Genomic DNA, 16,314 nt, shown 5'->3' with positions numbered 1-16,314 from the left:
CCATTCTAGTCCGGTGCGCTATTACAAGGGTGGGCAAAGGTGCGAAGCGCCGTGCCCACCATCTTTCTCTAACGGGCAAAAGTGGTGGGCACGCTTCGCTTTGCCCACCCTACGACAGTGTCAACGTGGCGCCGGAAGCCGCCCAAACACGGCATCAAACGCGACGCCGATCGCAAGCAGCCGTTCGTCGCTGCCCGTGGGGCCGTCGAGTTCCAGTCCAATCGGCAATTTGCTGGAAGCGCCCAGCGCAATCGGAATCTGGATGCCGGGAATGCCGGCATTGCTGCCGGGGTCGGTGTTCTGGATGAACAGGCCGAAATTTTCGAGACTGCTCGACTCCGGATTGGAGGCAATCGCAACCCGCGGCGTGGTCGGGAAGGTGATGGCGTCGAGCCGGTTGCTTGCAAAAGTCTGCTGGTAGAGCGCCTGAAGCGCCGGCCTCGCGACATTGATGGCGAGATCGTAAAGCGGCTTTGCATCAACGAAGCTGCCGTCGGGCGCCGGCAATTTGCGCGGCAGCACCAGCCCCTCATAGGTGCCCTTGATGTCGGCGCTCGCGATTTGCGCGACCATTGCGTCAATGGTCACACCGGTGCCGGTGCGCTTGAGATAGGCGACCATGTCGTCATAGGCTTCGTAGAGCGCAACCGGAAATCCGACCTGACCGTTAAGCTGGGCCAGCTCCGCCATTTCGATGTCGATCACCGTCACGCCCTGCGCCTTCAATCGGTCGAGCGCGGCGTGGAACGCGGCTTCCGTGTCTCCGTCGAGATTCGTCAGCATGCTCGTCACAAGGCCGAGACGAACCTTGCTCAGATCGGCTGGCTGAACCGCATCGCCGCCGGCGATGACGCGGTCGAGCAGCGCGACGTCCGCCATGGTGGCGGCCATCGGGCCTGCGGTGTCGCGGGTGTGCGAGATCGGCGCGATGCCGGCTTGCGGATAACGGCCGACGGTCGGCCGCAGCGAGGCACAACCGTTCAACGCGCCGGGCACGCGCACCGATCCGCCGGTGTCGGTACCGAGACCGCCTGCCACGATCCGCGCGCCGATCGCGGCGCCGGTTCCGGAGGAGGAGCCACCAGCGATCAGCGCGCGGTCATAGGCGTTGCGGACGCCGTATTCGGCGCCGGTCTTGAACGCGGTGTTGTAGCCGGAGATGCCGAACGCAAGCTCGTGCATGTTGGTCTTGCCGATGATGACGGCGCCCGCGGCGCGCAACTTCGCCACGACAGGTGCGTCAGCGCCTGGAATGAAGGTCTTCAGCCCCGGCGTTCCCGCGGTGCAGGGCAACCCGGCCACCTCGATATTGTCCTTGATCACGATGGGAACGCCGCCGAGCGGCCTGCTCCCGGCGCCGGCGCCCTGCGTGTCGAATGCGACGGCGGCCTTGAGGGCACCTTCCTCATCCAGGGTGACGAAGGCGTTCAAATCGACGTTGGTCTTGGCACGGGCAAGCGCCTCGGAGGTGAGCGCGTGGCTCGTGATTTTCCCGGCGGCGAGCTCGGCCGCGGCCTGGGTCAGGGTCAACTCGTCGAAATTCATGCGCCACCCGATTGCAGGACTCCATGTGGGAGCCTCTTCTACCCGGGAGGCTGAAGCCTCGGTGGCGTCACGTCAACCGTAGGCGCGCATCTTTGCCGATGAAGATTTGGCCAGAGCGGCGAGCAGCCGCTCGACCTCGGGCTTCACCTTCGCGATCGCGATGTCCTTCACCGGGCCGTAGCCGCGGATGTCCATCGGGGCTTTTGCGATGGCGACGAGGTCGGGCAGATCCGCCGTTTCGAGCCGATCCAGAATTTGTGTGATGACGCCTTCATACCAGCCGATCAGCTCCCGCTCAGTGCGCCGCTCGGCCGTGTAGCCGAACGGATCGAACCGCGTTCCGCGCAGCACCTTGAGTCGCGCCAGCATGGCGAGCGGCGTCTGGATCCACTGGCCGAAAGCGCGCTTGCGCGGGCGGCCGCGAGCGTCGTGGTTGGACGGCAGGAACGGTGGGGCGAGATGATACTTCACGCTGAAGCCATCCTCGAACTCGCGCTTCAGCTCGTCGAGAAAGCCGGTCTGCATGTGCAGGCGCGCGACCTCGTACTCATCCTTGTAGGCCATCAGCTTGAAGAGGGCGCGGGCGACGGCCTCGGTCAGGGCCTCGCTGTTGAGAGCCGCTTCCGCAGTACGAACTTTTGCGACGAGTGCGCGATAACGCGCCGCATAAGCCCCATCCTGATAGGCGGTGAGGAAATCGGCGCGCCGGGCGATGAGTTGGTCGAGCGTCTCGGCCTTGGGAGCCTCGTTCGCCTTCGGCAAAAAGTCCGGATCGGCGGCGGCGATCCGACCCCAGGCAAAAGCCTGCTTGTTGCGTTCGACCGCGACGCCGTTGAGCTCGATCGCGCGCAGCAGCGCCGATAGCGAAACCGGCACCAGTCCGCGCTGCCAGGCAAAGCCCAGCATGATGATGTTGGCATAGACGGCGTCGCCGAGCAGGCGCTCGGCCAGTGCATTCGCGTTCATCGTGTCGAGATTGTCGTTGCCGATGACCTGCCGGATTGCGCGCAGGCGGGCAGGGGAAGCGAGATCGGCGTCGCGGAAGCGGACGACGTCGCCGGTCGGCATCTCCGCGGTGTTGATTGCAGCGCGTGTGCCGTGGCGATAGGTGCCGGACGCCTTCGGCGAGGAGCTGACGACGACGTCGCAGCCGATCAGCGCATCGGACGCGCCCTGGTCGATGCGGACCTGGTGCAACGCATCGGGACTTGAAGCGAGGCGGATGTAGCTCAGCACCGGGCCAAACTTCTGCGCAAAGCCGGTAAAATCCAACAACGAGACGCCGCGGCGCTCCAGATGCGCGGCCATCCCGATCAGCGCGCCGACCGTGATCACGCCGGTGCCGCCGACGCCAGTCACCAGCAGGTCGTAGGGACGGTCGAGCGTGGCGGGGGCGGGGAGGGGGAGCGTGGCGGCGCGACCGATTGCATCGATCTCGCTCGCGCTCTTCTTCCGGCGCGTCGCGCCTTCGACGGTGACAAAGCTGGGGCAAAAGCCGTTGAGGCAGGAGAAATCCTTGTTGCACGCCGACAGATTGATCTGCCGCTTGCGGCCGAACGGCGTCTCCTTCGGTTCGACGCTCAGGCAGTTGGACTCGACCGAGCAGTCGCCGCAACCCTCGCAGACGAGATCATTGATGTAAGCATAGCGCTTGGGATCGGCCATCTGTCCGCGCTTGCGCCGGCGCCGCTTCTCGGTGGCGCAGGTTTGCTGGTAGATCAGCACGGAGACGCCGGAGACGTCGCGCAGCTCGCGTTGCACGGCGTCCATCTCCTCGCGCGGATGAATGGTGACGCCGCCTGGCAGATCCGCGGGCAGGAATTGCGCGGGATCGTCCGATACCAGCGCGATGCGCGCCACGCCCTCGGCGCGGACGCTGTGTGCGATGGCGTGCACGCTGATGGGACCGTCGACCGGCTGGCCGCCGGTCATCGCCACGGCATCATTGAACAGGATCTTGTAGGTGATGTTGGCCTTGGCAGCGATCGCCTGCCGGATCGCCATCGAGCCGGAATGGTAGTAGGTGCCTTCGCCGAGATTCTGGAAGACGTGCTTGTGGCCGGTGAACCGTGACGAGGCCGCCCAGTTCACGCCTTCGCCGCCCATCTGGATCAGCGACGAGGTCTCGCGGTCCATCCAGCTCGCCATGAAATGGCAGCCGATGCCGGCCAGTGCTTTTGAACCCTCGGGCACTTTTGTCGAGGTGTTGTGCGGACATCCGGAGCAGAAATAGGGCGTGCGCGTCGCGCCCGACACATTGATCGTGCGCTCGACCTCCGGCAGCAGCGCGGCGGCGCGCTCGGCCAGATTGAGCCCCGGAAACATCGGATCGAGCCGGCGGGCGAGCACGGACGCCAACGCGCGCGGCGACAATTCGCCGATCCAGGAGATCAGCCGCGCGCCGTTTTCGTCGTGCTTGCCGACCATGCGCTCGGGTTTCGCGCCGGGATAGTCGTAAAAATATTCCTTAAACTGGCTCTCGATGATGCCGCGCTTCTCCTCGACCACGAGGATCTCGCGCTTGTCCTTCACGAAATCCATGGCGTCATGCAGCGCCAGCGGCCAGACCATGCCGACCTTGTAAATGTCGATGCCGATGCTGCGGCAGGCGGCTTCATCAAGGCCCATCAGCCGCAGCGCTTCCATGAGATCGAGATGCGCCTTGCCCGTGGTGACGATGCCGTAGGTGGCGTTTGGAATGTCGTAGATATGGCGATCGATCGGATTGGCTTTGGCGAAGGCGTAGACCGCGTGCTTTTTCGCTTCCAGCCGCTCCTCGATCTGCGGGCCCGGCAGATCGGGCCAGCGATAGTGCAGTCCGCCCGGCGGCGGGGTGAAGTCAGGCGTGCGGAACAGGCGCGGTGGGTGCAGCGCGACGGATGCGCCTGACTCGACGATCTCCGAGATCGCCTTGAAGCCGACCCACATGCCGGAGAAGCGGCTCAGCGCGTAGCCGTACTCGCCGAACTCCAGATATTCGCTGACGCTTGCGGGGTGCAGCGTCGGCATGAACCAGCTCATGAAGGCGACGTCGGATTGATGCGGCATCGAGGACGACACGCAGCCATGGTCGTCGCCGGCGACCACCAGCACGCCGCCATGCGGTGACGAGCCGTAGGCATTGCCGTGCTTGAGCGCATCGCCGGAGCGATCGACGCCGGGGCCCTTGCCGTACCAGAGGCCGAACACGCCATCGACCTCGCGTTCGGCCTGGGTCTCGACCTGCTGCGAGCCGAGCACGGCGGTTGCCGCGAGGTCCTCGTTCACGGCGGGGAGGAATTCGATGCGGTCCTGCTTCAATCGCTGCTGGATGCGCCACAGTTCGAGATCGATGCCGCCGAGCGGGGAACCGCGATAGCCGGAGATGAAGCCGGCGGTGTTGAGCCCCGCGGCGCGGTCGCGCCTGACCTGGTCGAGCGCGATGCGGACGATCGCTTGCGTGCCCGTGAGGAAGACGCGGCCGTCCTCGCGCTCGTAGCGGTCGGAGAGTTCGTAGGCGTCGAGTGACGGAATAGCGTCCATATCGGACCTCGCGCGGCATCCTGCCGGATAGGCGAAGGTTATGCTTGGCGCGCTGGTAGGTCTTACCTATTTATCCCGATTAGCACGTAAAAACGGTAGAATTTTGCACATGATCCATAAGTTTGGTAGATTTCATCGATTGGAGGGTTCTCGATGATTGAAGACCAGGACACGCGGATTCTCGCCCACCTCCAGAAGGATGGCCGCGCCACCAACCAGCAGCTCGCCGACGAGGTCGGCATGTCGACCTCGGCCTGCTGGCGCCGGGTGCGCGCGCTCGAGGACAGCGGCGTCATTCGCGGCTATGCAGCGCTGGTCGCGCGCGAGCAGGCGGGATTTGCGATGTCGGCCATCCTCCATGTCTCGCTGGAGCGGCACGATGCCAAATTCGTCGACGAGTTCGTGTCCCGCGTCACCACGCGCCGTGAGGTGCTGGAGTGTTTTGCGACCACGGGGGACGCCGATTATCACCTTCGCGTCGTCGTGCAGGACATGGCCGCCTACAACAGCTTTCTCGATGAGTTCATGTTCCGCATCCCAGGCATCCGCTACGTCCGCAGCAATGTCGTGCTGAAGGAGATCAAGACGAGCGTGGCGCTGCCGTTTTGACAAAGCTTCATTCGCGCCCGTTGTTGCCGGGCATCACGACGCCTGTTCTTCCGATCCGGGCCTCAGCAGAAGCATGAAGACAAGCACGTGGCTGACCAGCAGCAAAGGCACGTAGAGGGCCGGGATATAAATGCCGGCGCCAAACAGGCCGGGGCTCTGTATCTTCGTCGCGCCCACGTAGTACGCATTCAAGAGATCGAGCGTACCCCACACGTTGAAGATCCAGACCATCGGCACGGCGATCGACCATCGCCAGGACAGCGCCGCCATTGACGTGAGCGCGAGAGTGGCAGCTATGAGATCTCCCCACCCGACCTCGCTGGCAAAATCCGGGCTCAACTCAGCTGATACGAAGCCGGCAACCATGAAATTCATTCCCAGGAAGCGGAACGCATGGAACGCGGCGAGAAGTCTCAGGGCGTCAAGGCGAGGCATCGCGCGGACCAGAGGCCAGACGTAAAGGGCAGCGACCACCGCGCTTGTCAGCAAGGCGCCGGCGACACTGAGGACGAACGGAAGGTTGAAGTTCGGTGGCACGTTGGGACGTCCTTCAGGTGAGGTTCGAGGCGGATCGATTGTCGCGCTCAGGGCTTGGTCGTGAGCAGGCGGAGCGGCATGAGCGGGCCGACCGCGATGTATTCGTGGTCGACGAGATCCTGTTTGGCGAGTGGCAGGGCATCCATGATCGCGTGCCCTTCGGCGACATCCTTGACATCGAGCAGGAAGACGGCGCCGCGCCCGTCGGCCCGCGAATACCATTCGCGGATCTTCCCATCGAGATAGAGCTGCACCGTCTGCCTGACTTCATCAGGCATGACGGCCATGACCTGCTCACGCGCGATGCCCGTCTTGACGGTCAGGATGACCAACACGCCCGTGGTCGCGGGTGACGGTGCTTGTGCTTGAGCAAGGGATGGATCGGTCATGGTGACACCTGTCAGTGAGAGGGTGAGGGCCAGGGCGGCGTTGCGGATTGCCTTGATCGGTTTCGCTTCTCCCGTGCGGCTCAGTTGCAATCCGGATGTAAGGCCGCTTTGCGTGGGCGACTATTCGCGATAATGTTGATGGGCTATGAAGCAGAACTTCACAGTCAGGCAGGGTGCGCTCGACGGCGTCGAGGCGTTCCTGAGTGTCGCCCAGCACCGCAGCTTCCGCCGAGCGGCCGCTGAGCTCGGGGTCACGCCGTCTGCCATCAGTCAGGCGGTCCGGACGCTAGAGGCGCGCGTGGGCGCCGCGCTCTTCCTCCGCACGACCCGCAGTGTCGGTCTGACCGAAGCCGGCGAAAGGTTTCTTGCGCGCGCAAGGCCTGCCTTCGAGGAGCTCGTCGCGGCCAGCGGGGCCGCGCGTGAACTTGGACAGCGGCCGGCCGGGCTCTTGCGTCTCACCGTACCGCGCTCGGTCGTGCCAATCCTGCTGGAGCCACTGGTGGCGTCGTTCTGCCAGGCATTTCCCGAGATTGAGGTGGAGCTTGCCGCAAGCGAAGAACTGGTCGATCTCGCAGCCGGGGGCTTTGATGCCGGCATCAGGATGGGGCAGTTCATCTCCCCGGACATGGTCGCGGTACGCCTGACAAAGGCGCTGCCTTTCGTGATCGTCGGCAGCCCGACTTACCTCGCCGGGCGCGGCCGGCCCCAGCGTCCCGATGATTTGCGCCAGCACGCGTGCTTGAGATTGCGACGATCGAGCGGCGCGCTCGCATCATGGTCGGTCAACGACAACGGTCGTTCGATCGAGATCGCCGTTTCGGGACCTTTCATCGCCAACGACTTTCCCACATTGGTCGGAGCTGCGGTCGAGGGCGTCGGACTTGCGCAAGTGCCCGGCCCGCTGGCCGCAGACGCCATGAGGTCGGGAAAACTCGTTCCTGTGCTGGAGCAATTCGTACCGATGACGCCGGGTGTGTTTCTCTACTATCCCGGCCATCGACAAATCATGCCGAAGTTGCGAGCTTTCATCGACCATGTGAAGGGCCGATCGGGTGGCTCGAGCTGATTTACCGCCCCTCCCGCACAAACCTGTTCCGCAGCGTCCCGACACCGGTGATGTCGATCTCCACGACGTCGCCATGCTTGATGTCCGGTGATGCCCCGTCTGTGCCCATCCAGATCACGTCGCCTGGCCACAGCGTGAAATATCTGGTCAGCTCGACCAGGAACGGCACCACGCCGAAGATCATGTCGTTGGTGCGGAAGCGGTTGGTCTCCTTGCCGTTGACGCGAACGATCGTTTCCATCGTCGCAAGATCGGCCTCGGTCTCGATCCACGGCCCCATCGGCTTGAACGTGTCGGCGTTCTTCGAGCGCCACAGGCTGCGATCGGCCTTCTGCCAGGAGCGTTCGCTGACGTCGTTGCCGATGGTGTAGCCGAACACGCAATCCATCGCGTTCTCGGCCGTCAGGTGCTTCACCTTCTTGCCGATGACGACGGCGAGCTCGCCCTCGTAATGGATCTTTTCCGTCGCGAAAGACGGGATCACGACGTCCTCGTCATGCGCGATCAGCGCGTTCTGCGCGCGATAGCCGATTTCGGGCCGCTCAGGTACGGCCGGAACCTCGCCGCGCTTGTCGGCGGCTTCCTTCAGATGCTTCAGGTAGTTCAGGCCGACGCAATAGAAGGTGCGCGGGATCAGCGGCAGCTCGATCTTGACGTCGCTCAGCGGATGCGTGCGCGAGGTGCGCTGCCAGTCACGGAGCGGATCGCCGTCGACCGCGACGACCTGATTGGCCTCGACAAGGCCCCAGGAGGTCTTGCCGGAGGCGGTGAATTTCAGCCAGCGCATGTCTTGTCCTCGTTGTTATTCCGCGGCATCGCGCGGCTGAAGTTTCCAGGCGCCGGCGGCCGGCCGTTTCAGCCCGAGATTGTCCCGCAGCGTCTTGCCGCGATACTCTTTCTGGAACAGCCCGCGCCGCTGCAATTCCGGCACGATATGCTGCACGAAGTCCGCGTAGGAGCCGGGCACATAGGTCGCAGCGATGACAAAGCCATCGCAGCCGCGTTCGACGAACATTTCCTCTAACTTGTCCACGATCTCCCGGGGACCGCCGACCATGGCGTCGTGCACCTGGCCGCGGCCGGAGAAGGTGACGAAGTCACGCGCACTCGGATTGCTCTTGCCGGAGTTCTTCAGCACGCCGTCGCGGATGCCCAGAATGCCCTGCATGCTCTTGAGCTCGTCCGTCGTCAGCGGCGCGTCGAGATCCTTGGAGGCGAAGTCGTAGTTGAGCGCCTCGGCGAGCAGCGACAGCGCGTCGATCTCGAGCGGCAACTTGTTGATCAGTGCCATCTTGTCCTCGGCCTCAGACTTGGTCGCTGCGCAGACCGGCGTTGTCAGATTGCAGAGGAACATCTGATCGGGATCGCGGCCGGCTTTCGCGGCCTCGTTGCGCACGGCGGCGTAGCCGTCCTTGGCGCCCTGCAGATTGCGTGCGGCCGTAAAAATCACCTCGCCCCATCGGCCGGCAAAGCGCTGGCCGCGGCCGGATGCGCCGGCCTGGATGATCACGGGATGGCCCTGGTCCGAGCGAGGCACCGTGAACGGCCCGCGCGACTTGAAGGCTGGCCCCTTGTGATCGAGCCGCTTCACCTTGGTTGGATCTGCAAAGCGGCCGCTCGTCTTGTCCATGATGAGCGCGCCATCTTCCCACGTATCCCAATGGCCGAGCACGACCTCCATGAACTCGTCGGCCTTGTCGTAGCGGGAATCATGTTCGGGATGGGAGTCGCGCCCCATGTTGAGTGCTTCACCGTCGTTCAGCGAGGTCACGACGTTCCAGCCCGCGCGCCCGCCCGACATCAGATCGAGCGTGGCAAAACGGCGGGCGACGTCGAAGGGCTCGTAATAGGTGGTCGAGCAGGTCGCGCCGAGCCCGAGCTTGTCGGTGACAAGGCCCATCGTGGTCAGCACGATCAGCGGATCCATCTTCACGCAGCGGATGCCGTATTCGACGGTGTGGGCGTGGTCGTTGCCATAGCGGTCCGGCATGGCAAGGCGATCGTCGAAAAACGCCATGTGGAACTTGCCGGCTTCGAGAATCCGCGCGATCTCCTGGTAATAGTCCGCCGACATCGAATCGGCGCGCGAGTCCGGATGCCGCCACGAGCTCGGCAAGTTCGTGCAGTTCTGCGCCTGAAGGAAGCCGACCAGGACCATCTGCCGATTCATGCTGCTGTTCTCCGAATTGAGTCAGGACAGATCGAGGACGGTGTCGAGCCTGTAGTCGCGCGCCAGCGCGCGCAGTTTCTCCCAGGTCGCATGCTCGACCTCGATGCCGTCGCGCAGGCGTTGCTGCTCGCGCACGCCCTCGATCTCGCCGGGATAGTAGACGCCTTGGCTGCCTTCGGACGGCGGCGTCGATTTCAGGTACTGCGCGAACTCGGCGACCTCGCGCTTGAATTCCTTCAGCGGGCGGAAGGCGGCGACGTTGAACACCGCCATGAAGCATCCGTCATTATGCCGCCCGGTCGGCTCGACGCCGAATCCCAACCCGGTGAGCAGGCCGCACAGCACCTCGACCATGGCAGCGAGACCGCTACCTTTGTAACCTTCGGTGCCGCCGAGCGGCAGCAGGGCGCCGCCCTTGCGATATTGCGTGGGATCGGTGGTGTGCCGGCCCTCGGCATCGATGATCCATCCGGTCGGAATCTCCTCGCCGCGGGCGACCGCGAGCTGGATCTTGCCGGCGGCGACTGCGGACGTCGCCATGTCCAGATAGAACGGCGCCTCGAGATCGGACGGCACCGCGATCGAGATCGGGTTGGTGCCGAGCCGCGCCTCCTTGCCGCCGAACGGCGCGACGTGTTTTGGCGAGCGGCCGGAATCGGCAGTGGCAATCCCGATCATGCCTTCGCGCATCGCCATCAGCGGATAGGCGGCGAGGCGGCCGACATGGCTCTGCCGGAATACGGTGCAGGCGGCAACATTCGCCGTCTTCGCCTTTTCGATCGTCAGCGCCATCGCCTTGGCATTGACGTAGAAGCCAAAACCCCAATGGCCGTCGATCGCGGTCGTGGTTGGCGATTCCTGGACGATGGTCCATTTGGCGCCGGGGACGATGTGTCCGGCCTTGATACGATCGATATAGGTCGGAACCGCGATCACGCCGTGGGAGTCATGGCCGGCGAGATTGGCGTTGACGCAGCCGACGGCAACAGCGTCGGCTTCTTCCTCGGAGGCTCCGGCGGCACGGAGCAAAGCAGCGCTGACGCGCGTGAGGCGGTCGGCCTTGACGATGGGCATGGCGTTCCCTCAGGTCTCGCCCTTGGTGGGCGTTGTTGGGAGCCATCGTCTCAAAGCGGAGCTGCGATATCAATCTCCCGTAAACCAATACAGGGCTGCAAATTCGTAAAGAGAGCGCGCCTTTGGCCGCCAATTCCTGCCGCGCGGCGGTATTCCCGATCATTTCGCGCGCGTCATTTGTAGCTCGTTCACTTTGATCGGCGGTTTCCACGGCGCAATAACGACCACTTAGGCGATCCCCGATCATAAAGCATCCGGGATAAATCGGCAGAAATGCCCGGGAGTTAAGATCGTGCCGACGACACTCGCGCGCACCTTTGCGGCGTTGAGCGCCATCAATGAAGCGATCCTCTACGCGAAATCGCCGGACGCGCTGTACCAGATGGTCTGCGACGCCGGGTTTTCGAGCGGGGACTTCATGGCTGTCGCCGTGTTCCTGGTGGAGCCGGATGGCCAGCACTTGCGCTTTGCCGCAGGGCGCGGTGACGACGTGGCGCGTCTGCGCGCGATCAAGATCACCACCGAAGCTGGCGCGCCCGAGGGCTCGGGTGTCGGCGGCGAGGCGTTTCGCAGCCAGAAGCTCTGCATCAGCAATGACTATTTGAACGATGCGCGCTCGCTGGCGTGGCGTGAGGGCGCGGCCAGGGCGAATATCGGCGCCGCGGCGGCGCTGCCGCTGCTGTGCAACGGCAAGAGCGTCGGCGTGCTGTTCGTGACCCGCAGCGAGGCGGGCTCGTTGACCGAGCAGATGGTGTCGCTGTTCGAGCGCATGTCGGCCAACATTTCCTATGCACTGGAGAATTTCGAACGCGAGACCGCGCGGCAGGACGGCGAGCGGGCGACACGACGCCTCAACCGCATGTTCGGCGCCATCAGCGCGACCAACGAGGCCATCCTGCACGCCAGGACCGAGCTGGAACTGTGCCAGCGCGTCTGCGATGCCGCCGTCTACTGCGCCAAGTCGCTCGCCACCTTCGTTCTGCTGCGTGAGCCCGACTCGCACTGGCTGAAGCCGGTCGCTGCGACCGGCCAGAACCTCGATCTGATCAGACAGGCTCACTATTCGATCGATCCGGAGAATCCGCACGGCAGAGGTATTGTCGGCGAGGTATTCCGGACGCAACGACTGATCGTCGAGGACGACCTCGCCAATCGAATCAAGGGAACGGCGTGGGAGCAGGCGAACGTCGATGCCGGGGCGGTGGCTTGCATGGTTGCGCCGCTGGTCAAGCGCGGGGCCAGCGTCGGCGTGCTGTTCTCGTTCGTCAGCAAATCATGGGCGAACGACGAGGAGGTCGTCGCGCTGCTGCTTCGCATGACGGAGAACGTCTCCTTCGCGCTGGAGAATTTCGACCGCGAAACGGAGAAGGCCCGGATTGCCGAGGAGGAGGACCGCCTCGCGCGCATGTATGCGGCGCTCAGCGCCACCAACGAAGCCATCCTGCGGGCGCGCTCGCGCGGCGAACTGTTCGACCTGGTGTGCGAGGCGACGGTGCAGGGTGCCAAGTTCGCGTCGACGTCGATTGCGCTCGTCGATCACGATGCCGAGCTGCTCCGCGTGGTTGCCAGCTACGGTCCGAACAAGGAGCAGGTGCGCCGCTTCAAGCTTGCGACGACCGACAAGGTTCCGGAGGGACGGGGATTGACCGGCACCGCGTTCCGTACGCGGCAGCCCTGCGTCAGCAATGATTTGTGGGCGGACCCGCGCATGAAGCCGTGGCGCCAGGGCGCGCGTCGGGACGGTATCGCATCGGCGGCGGCCTTGCCGCTCTTCAACGGCGACCGGGTCGAGGGTGCCTTCCTCTTCCACTCGTTCCAGCGCGGTACCTTCACACCCGAATTCGTCGAGCTCTTGCAGCGATTGCAGGCGAACGTCTCCTTTGCGCTCGACAATTTCGACCGGGCCGAGGAACGGGCTCGGGCCGAGGCGCAGAAGGAGCGCCTGACGCGCATGTTCGCCGCGCTGAGCGCCACCAACGAAGCGATCGTGCGCGCCAAGTCCCGTGCCGAGCTGTTTGAGCTCGTGTGTCAGGCTGCGTCCACCGGCGGCAAGTTCACTTCGACAACCATTGCGCTCGCCAGGGCCGACAGCGACCAGCTCGAAATCGTTGCGGCCGCAGGACCGTCGGCCGAGACCACGCGGAATGTTCGTCTCTCCATCGATGCCGACCGGCCCGAAGGCCGCGGCATGAGCGGCACCGCGTTCCGCACCCGGCAGCCCTGTGTCAGCAACGATTATGTGAACGACAACCGTGTCAGCGCCTTCCATGCCGTGCTGCAGGGCGACGGCGCGCGCTCCGGCGCGGCGTTCCCGCTGATCACGCACGACAGGCCGGTCGGCGTCATGATCTACATGTCGACCGAGCATGAGACCTTCACCCCCGAGTTCGTCGAGCTGTTGCAGCGTCTCGCCGGTAACGTCTCGTTTGCGATCGAGAATTTCGATCGCGCCGACGAGAAGAATGAGGCGGACGAACGCATCGAATATCTCGCGTCGCATGACAGCCTGACCGACCTGCCGAACCGCGAGACCTTCAACGGGTTGCTGCGCGAGGCGATCGACGCGGCGCAGCGCCACGATCACCGTTTCGCCGTGCTGTTCATCGATCTCGACCGCTTCAAGGTCATCAACGATTCGCTGGGCCATGAGGCTGGCGATTTGCTGCTGCTCGAAGTCGCGAACCGTTTACGCGGTGCGCTGCGGGCAAGCGACGTCGTGGCGCGCCTAGGCGGCGACGAGTTCGTGGTGATCCTCGACCAGTGCGGCGAGATCGACGAGGTCCAGCGTATCGCCACCGGGCTGTTGACGGCGCTCGCCGAGCCTATGGAGCTCGCCGGCCATGAGTGCCACACCACGGCCTCGATCGGCATCGCGATGTATCCGGCCAACGGCGCCGACGCGCAAACGCTGACCAAAAACGCCGACATGGCGATGTATCTCGCCAAGGAAGACGGCAAGAACGGCTATCGCTTCTTCTCCAAGGAAGTGAAGACGCAGTCGATCGAGCGGCTGTCGCTCGAAAGCGCGCTGCGGCGGGCGCTGGAGCGCGAGCAGTTCTCGTTGAACTACCAGCCCAAGGTCGACATGGAGACCGGCCAGATCACCGGCGTGGAAGCGCTGTTGCGCTGGAGCCATCCCGATCTCGGCAATATCTCGCCGGCACAGTTCATTCCGCTTGCGGAGGAGACCGGCCTGATCGTGCCGATCGGCCGCTGGGTGGTGAAGGAAGCCTGCGTGCAGGCGATGGCCTGGCAGCGCCGCGGCTTGTTGCCGGTGTCGATGGCCGTGAACCTGTCGCCGCGGCAATTTGCCGACGAGCATCTGCTGCAGGACGTCGACGAGGCCCTGGCGGCCTCCGGCATGTCGCCGGTGCTGCTCCAGCTCGAGGTCACCGAGAGCATGATGATGCGCAATGTCGGTCGTGCGCTGAAAGTGCTCGACGCGATTCAGAGCCGCGGCATCCGGCTTGCCATCGACGATTTCGGCACCGGCTATTCGTCGATGTCGCTGATGAAGCACTTCCCGATCGACACCATCAAGATCGACCGCTCCTTCGTGCGCGACTTGCCGCAGGATTCGGAAGACCAGGCGATCGCGCAGGCGATCATCAGCATGGGGAAGGCGCTCGGCATGACCGTGGTCGCCGAGGGCGTCGAGAACGCCGAGCAGGAGGCCTTCCTGCGCACCCATGGCTGCGACGAGATGCAAGGTTTCCTGATCGCGAAGCCGCTGCCCGCGAAACAGATGGCCGAACTGCTGCGGCCGGTGGAGCTGTCTGTCGCGCCGCCGCTCCAGCCGGAGGCGGATCCGGCCGTGAACGAATCCGCGGCGTTACGGCTGAAACGCGCTGTCGTCTGACGGTAGCGGCTGCAATTCGCGAACGTCGTCTTCCTTGATCGCGGCTTTGCGCGGAAAATTATCCGGCCAGGTCGGCAAGGTTTGCTCGGCGAACAGCGTGAAAAGGGCCTGCGCACCTTCGGCAAAGCTTGAGCCGTCGCCCAGGCCGAGTTCACAACACCATGCGTGTGGCATCAACTCGTGTCCTTCGCACACCGCCATAGCCGGTCCCCACCACCATGCTGGCGCTGGCGAGCGTTTGTCCTCGGGCACGGCGTGCCAGAGGACAAGCTCGTCCATCACGCGGTCGAATTGCAGGCTTGCGGCCTGATGCATACGTTCCGGGGCTTTCTGGGGCCGCGCCTGAAAGCAGGCGATGCGCCGATTCGAGCTTGCTTCGCTGTAAATAAGGAACGGCTCGCGCTATTGGCCGAGCCTCGCGTGCCGCTCCGTCGGCGGCGACATGAGTACATAGGGCGGCCGAAAAAGTTGCCGACACCGTCTGTGATCGACACTCTAGTCGCTCGGGGCCCCGGTCGGCAAGGCGCAATATGAGCGCTTAACGCGACTTGAGCGGATGCGCCCTCTGGTGCCAGGCCCAGGCGGTGCGGATCACGGTCGACAGGTCGGAATGGCGCGGCACGAAGTCCAGCACTTTTCGCGCGGCCGAGGGGTCGGCGACGAGATAAGTGGGATCGCCGGCGCGGCGCGGCTTGACGGTGTGCGGTACGTCGCGTCCGGTCTCTTGCCTGATGGCGGTGAGGATCTCGCGCACCGAGAAGCCCGAGCCGGTTCCCAGATTGAAGCTGCCGCCGGCATGTCCCGTTTCCAGCAGCTTCAATGCCGCGACATGTGCAGCAGCGAGATCGGTGACGTGGATGTAGTCGCGGATCGCCGTGCCGTCGGGTGTGTCGTAGTCGTCGCCGAACACGGCGAAGTCGACATGCCCCTGCAGCGCCATCATCGCGCGCGGGATGAGATGCGTCTCGTTGTCACGCAATTCGCCGATGCCGCCGGCGGGATCGGCGCCGCTGGCATTGAAATAGCGCAGGCAGAACGCGCCGAAGCCATAGGCTGCGCGATAATCGGCGAGCATGCGCTCGATCATCCACTTCGACGCGCCGTAGGGGTTGATCGGCGCGCAGGGAAAGTCCTCCGGCAGCTCCTTGGAATCGGCGTTGCCATAGACGGCACCGGTCGAGGAGAACACGATGCGGTGGCAGCCGGCGTCGCGCATCGCCCGCAACAGCGACAACGTGCCCTGGACGTTGTTGATGTAGTATTTCTGCGGATCGGTCATGGACTCGCCGACAAGGCTCGCCGCTGCGAAATGCATCACCGCCGCGATCTTATGGTCGGCAAAGGCGCGCGCCAGCGTCGCGCCATCAAGCAGATCGCCGGTCACGAGCTCTCCGGCCACAAAGCTGCGATGACCTGTTGTGAGATTGTCGTACACGACGGGCCGATAGCCGGCGGCGGAAAGGGCGCGGCAGGCATGCGAGCCAATATAACCCGCGCCTCCTGTGACGAGGACAGTCGGCCGGTCATTCATTGCGTTCCACTC

At 64.3% G+C, this 16,314-nt stretch carries 12 protein-coding genes; 3 read left to right on the top strand and 9 right to left on the bottom strand.

Features of this window, described 5'->3' with window-relative positions; all coding sequences use genetic code 11:
- Positions 1–120: 120 nt before the first annotated feature.
- Positions 121–1,545: an indoleacetamide hydrolase gene (gene iaaH, locus FXB40_RS32975; RefSeq protein ID WP_148776414.1), complete on the bottom strand. Its 1,425-nt coding sequence runs from the start codon at positions 1,543–1,545 to the stop codon at positions 121–123.
- A 72-nt stretch (positions 1,546–1,617) separates the two neighbouring features.
- Entirely contained in the window at positions 1,618–5,067 is a 3,450-nt protein-coding gene (locus FXB40_RS32970; RefSeq protein WP_148776412.1) for an indolepyruvate ferredoxin oxidoreductase family protein, read from the bottom strand.
- 153 nt (positions 5,068–5,220) lie between these two features.
- Between FXB40_RS32970 and FXB40_RS32965 the strand changes: the two genes are divergently transcribed.
- Positions 5,221–5,676, top strand: coding sequence for an Lrp/AsnC family transcriptional regulator (locus FXB40_RS32965; RefSeq protein ID WP_148776410.1), 456 nt, complete (start codon positions 5,221–5,223; stop codon positions 5,674–5,676).
- 33 nt (positions 5,677–5,709) lie between these two features.
- Here the strand turns inward: FXB40_RS32965 and FXB40_RS32960 are convergent, their stop codons facing one another.
- Entirely contained in the window at positions 5,710–6,213 is a 504-nt protein-coding gene (locus tag FXB40_RS32960; protein WP_148776408.1) for a hypothetical protein, read from the bottom strand.
- Positions 6,214–6,260: 47 nt separating this feature from the next.
- On the bottom strand, positions 6,261–6,692 hold the full coding sequence (locus tag FXB40_RS32955) for a hypothetical protein (RefSeq protein ID WP_246208109.1): 432 nt from the start codon (positions 6,690–6,692) through the stop codon (positions 6,261–6,263).
- 55 nt (positions 6,693–6,747) lie between these two features.
- On the opposite strand from FXB40_RS32955, the gene FXB40_RS32950 reads away from it, so the two are divergent.
- Positions 6,748–7,668 carry a LysR family transcriptional regulator gene (locus FXB40_RS32950; protein ID WP_148776406.1) on the top strand — a complete coding sequence of 307 codons (921 nt, stop codon included), beginning with the start codon at positions 6,748–6,750 and terminating at the stop codon, positions 7,666–7,668.
- A 1-nt stretch (position 7,669) separates the two neighbouring features.
- Here the strand turns inward: FXB40_RS32950 and FXB40_RS32945 are convergent, their stop codons facing one another.
- From FXB40_RS32945 to FXB40_RS32935, 3 genes are read right to left on the bottom strand one after another with little or no spacing between them, the layout of a single operon-like run.
- Positions 7,670–8,455 carry a fumarylacetoacetate hydrolase family protein gene (locus FXB40_RS32945; RefSeq protein ID WP_148776404.1) on the bottom strand — a complete coding sequence of 262 codons (786 nt, stop codon included), beginning with the start codon at positions 8,453–8,455 and terminating at the stop codon, positions 7,670–7,672.
- 15 nt (positions 8,456–8,470) lie between these two features.
- Complete coding sequence (locus tag FXB40_RS32940) at positions 8,471–9,838, bottom strand: LLM class flavin-dependent oxidoreductase (protein ID WP_148776402.1); 1,368 nt, start codon at positions 9,836–9,838, stop codon at positions 8,471–8,473.
- A gap of 21 nt (positions 9,839–9,859) precedes the next feature.
- On the bottom strand, positions 9,860–10,912 hold the full coding sequence (locus FXB40_RS32935; protein WP_148776400.1) for an Ldh family oxidoreductase: 1,053 nt from the start codon (positions 10,910–10,912) through the stop codon (positions 9,860–9,862).
- Between the two features lie 292 nt (positions 10,913–11,204).
- Between FXB40_RS32935 and FXB40_RS32930 the strand changes: the two genes are divergently transcribed.
- Entirely contained in the window at positions 11,205–14,771 is a 3,567-nt protein-coding gene (locus FXB40_RS32930; protein WP_148776398.1) for a bifunctional diguanylate cyclase/phosphodiesterase, read from the top strand.
- On the opposite strand, the gene FXB40_RS32925 is transcribed toward FXB40_RS32930, so the two are convergent.
- Both FXB40_RS32925 and galE read right to left on the bottom strand, forming a co-directional pair.
- Positions 14,745–15,086 carry a hypothetical protein gene (locus FXB40_RS32925; protein WP_148776396.1) on the bottom strand — a complete coding sequence of 114 codons (342 nt, stop codon included), beginning with the start codon at positions 15,084–15,086 and terminating at the stop codon, positions 14,745–14,747. The genes FXB40_RS32930 and FXB40_RS32925 overlap by 27 nt on opposite strands.
- A 223-nt stretch (positions 15,087–15,309) precedes the next feature.
- A complete protein-coding gene (galE, locus tag FXB40_RS32920) occupies positions 15,310–16,302 on the bottom strand; it encodes a UDP-glucose 4-epimerase GalE (protein ID WP_148776394.1) in 993 nt (330 codons plus the stop codon).
- Positions 16,303–16,314: the final 12 nt, after the last annotated feature.

The organism is Bradyrhizobium rifense, from assembly GCF_008123425.1.
Classification (GTDB): domain Bacteria; phylum Pseudomonadota; class Alphaproteobacteria; order Rhizobiales; family Xanthobacteraceae; genus Bradyrhizobium; species Bradyrhizobium rifense.
This window is presented reverse-complemented; position numbering and strand designations above follow the sequence as displayed.

Excerpts from the sequence above, each read along its gene's own strand:
- FXB40_RS32965 (WP_148776410.1), top strand. The coding sequence starts at position 5,221 with ATGATTGAAGACCAGGACACGCGGATTCTCGCCCACCTCCAGAAGGAT.
- FXB40_RS32935 (WP_148776400.1), bottom strand. The coding sequence starts at position 10,912 with ATGCCCATCGTCAAGGCCGACCGCCTCACGCGCGTCAGCGCTGCTTTG.
- FXB40_RS32945 (WP_148776404.1), bottom strand. The coding sequence starts at position 8,455 with ATGCGCTGGCTGAAATTCACCGCCTCCGGCAAGACCTCCTGGGGCCTT.
- FXB40_RS32940 (WP_148776402.1), bottom strand. The coding sequence starts at position 9,838 with ATGAATCGGCAGATGGTCCTGGTCGGCTTCCTTCAGGCGCAGAACTGC.
- FXB40_RS32925 (WP_148776396.1), bottom strand. The coding sequence starts at position 15,086 with ATGCATCAGGCCGCAAGCCTGCAATTCGACCGCGTGATGGACGAGCTT.
- FXB40_RS32970 (WP_148776412.1), bottom strand. The coding sequence starts at position 5,067 with ATGGACGCTATTCCGTCACTCGACGCCTACGAACTCTCCGACCGCTAC.
- galE (WP_148776394.1), bottom strand. The coding sequence starts at position 16,302 with ATGAATGACCGGCCGACTGTCCTCGTCACAGGAGGCGCGGGTTATATT.
- iaaH (WP_148776414.1), bottom strand. The coding sequence starts at position 1,545 with ATGAATTTCGACGAGTTGACCCTGACCCAGGCCGCGGCCGAGCTCGCC.
- FXB40_RS32950 (WP_148776406.1), top strand. The coding sequence starts at position 6,748 with ATGAAGCAGAACTTCACAGTCAGGCAGGGTGCGCTCGACGGCGTCGAG.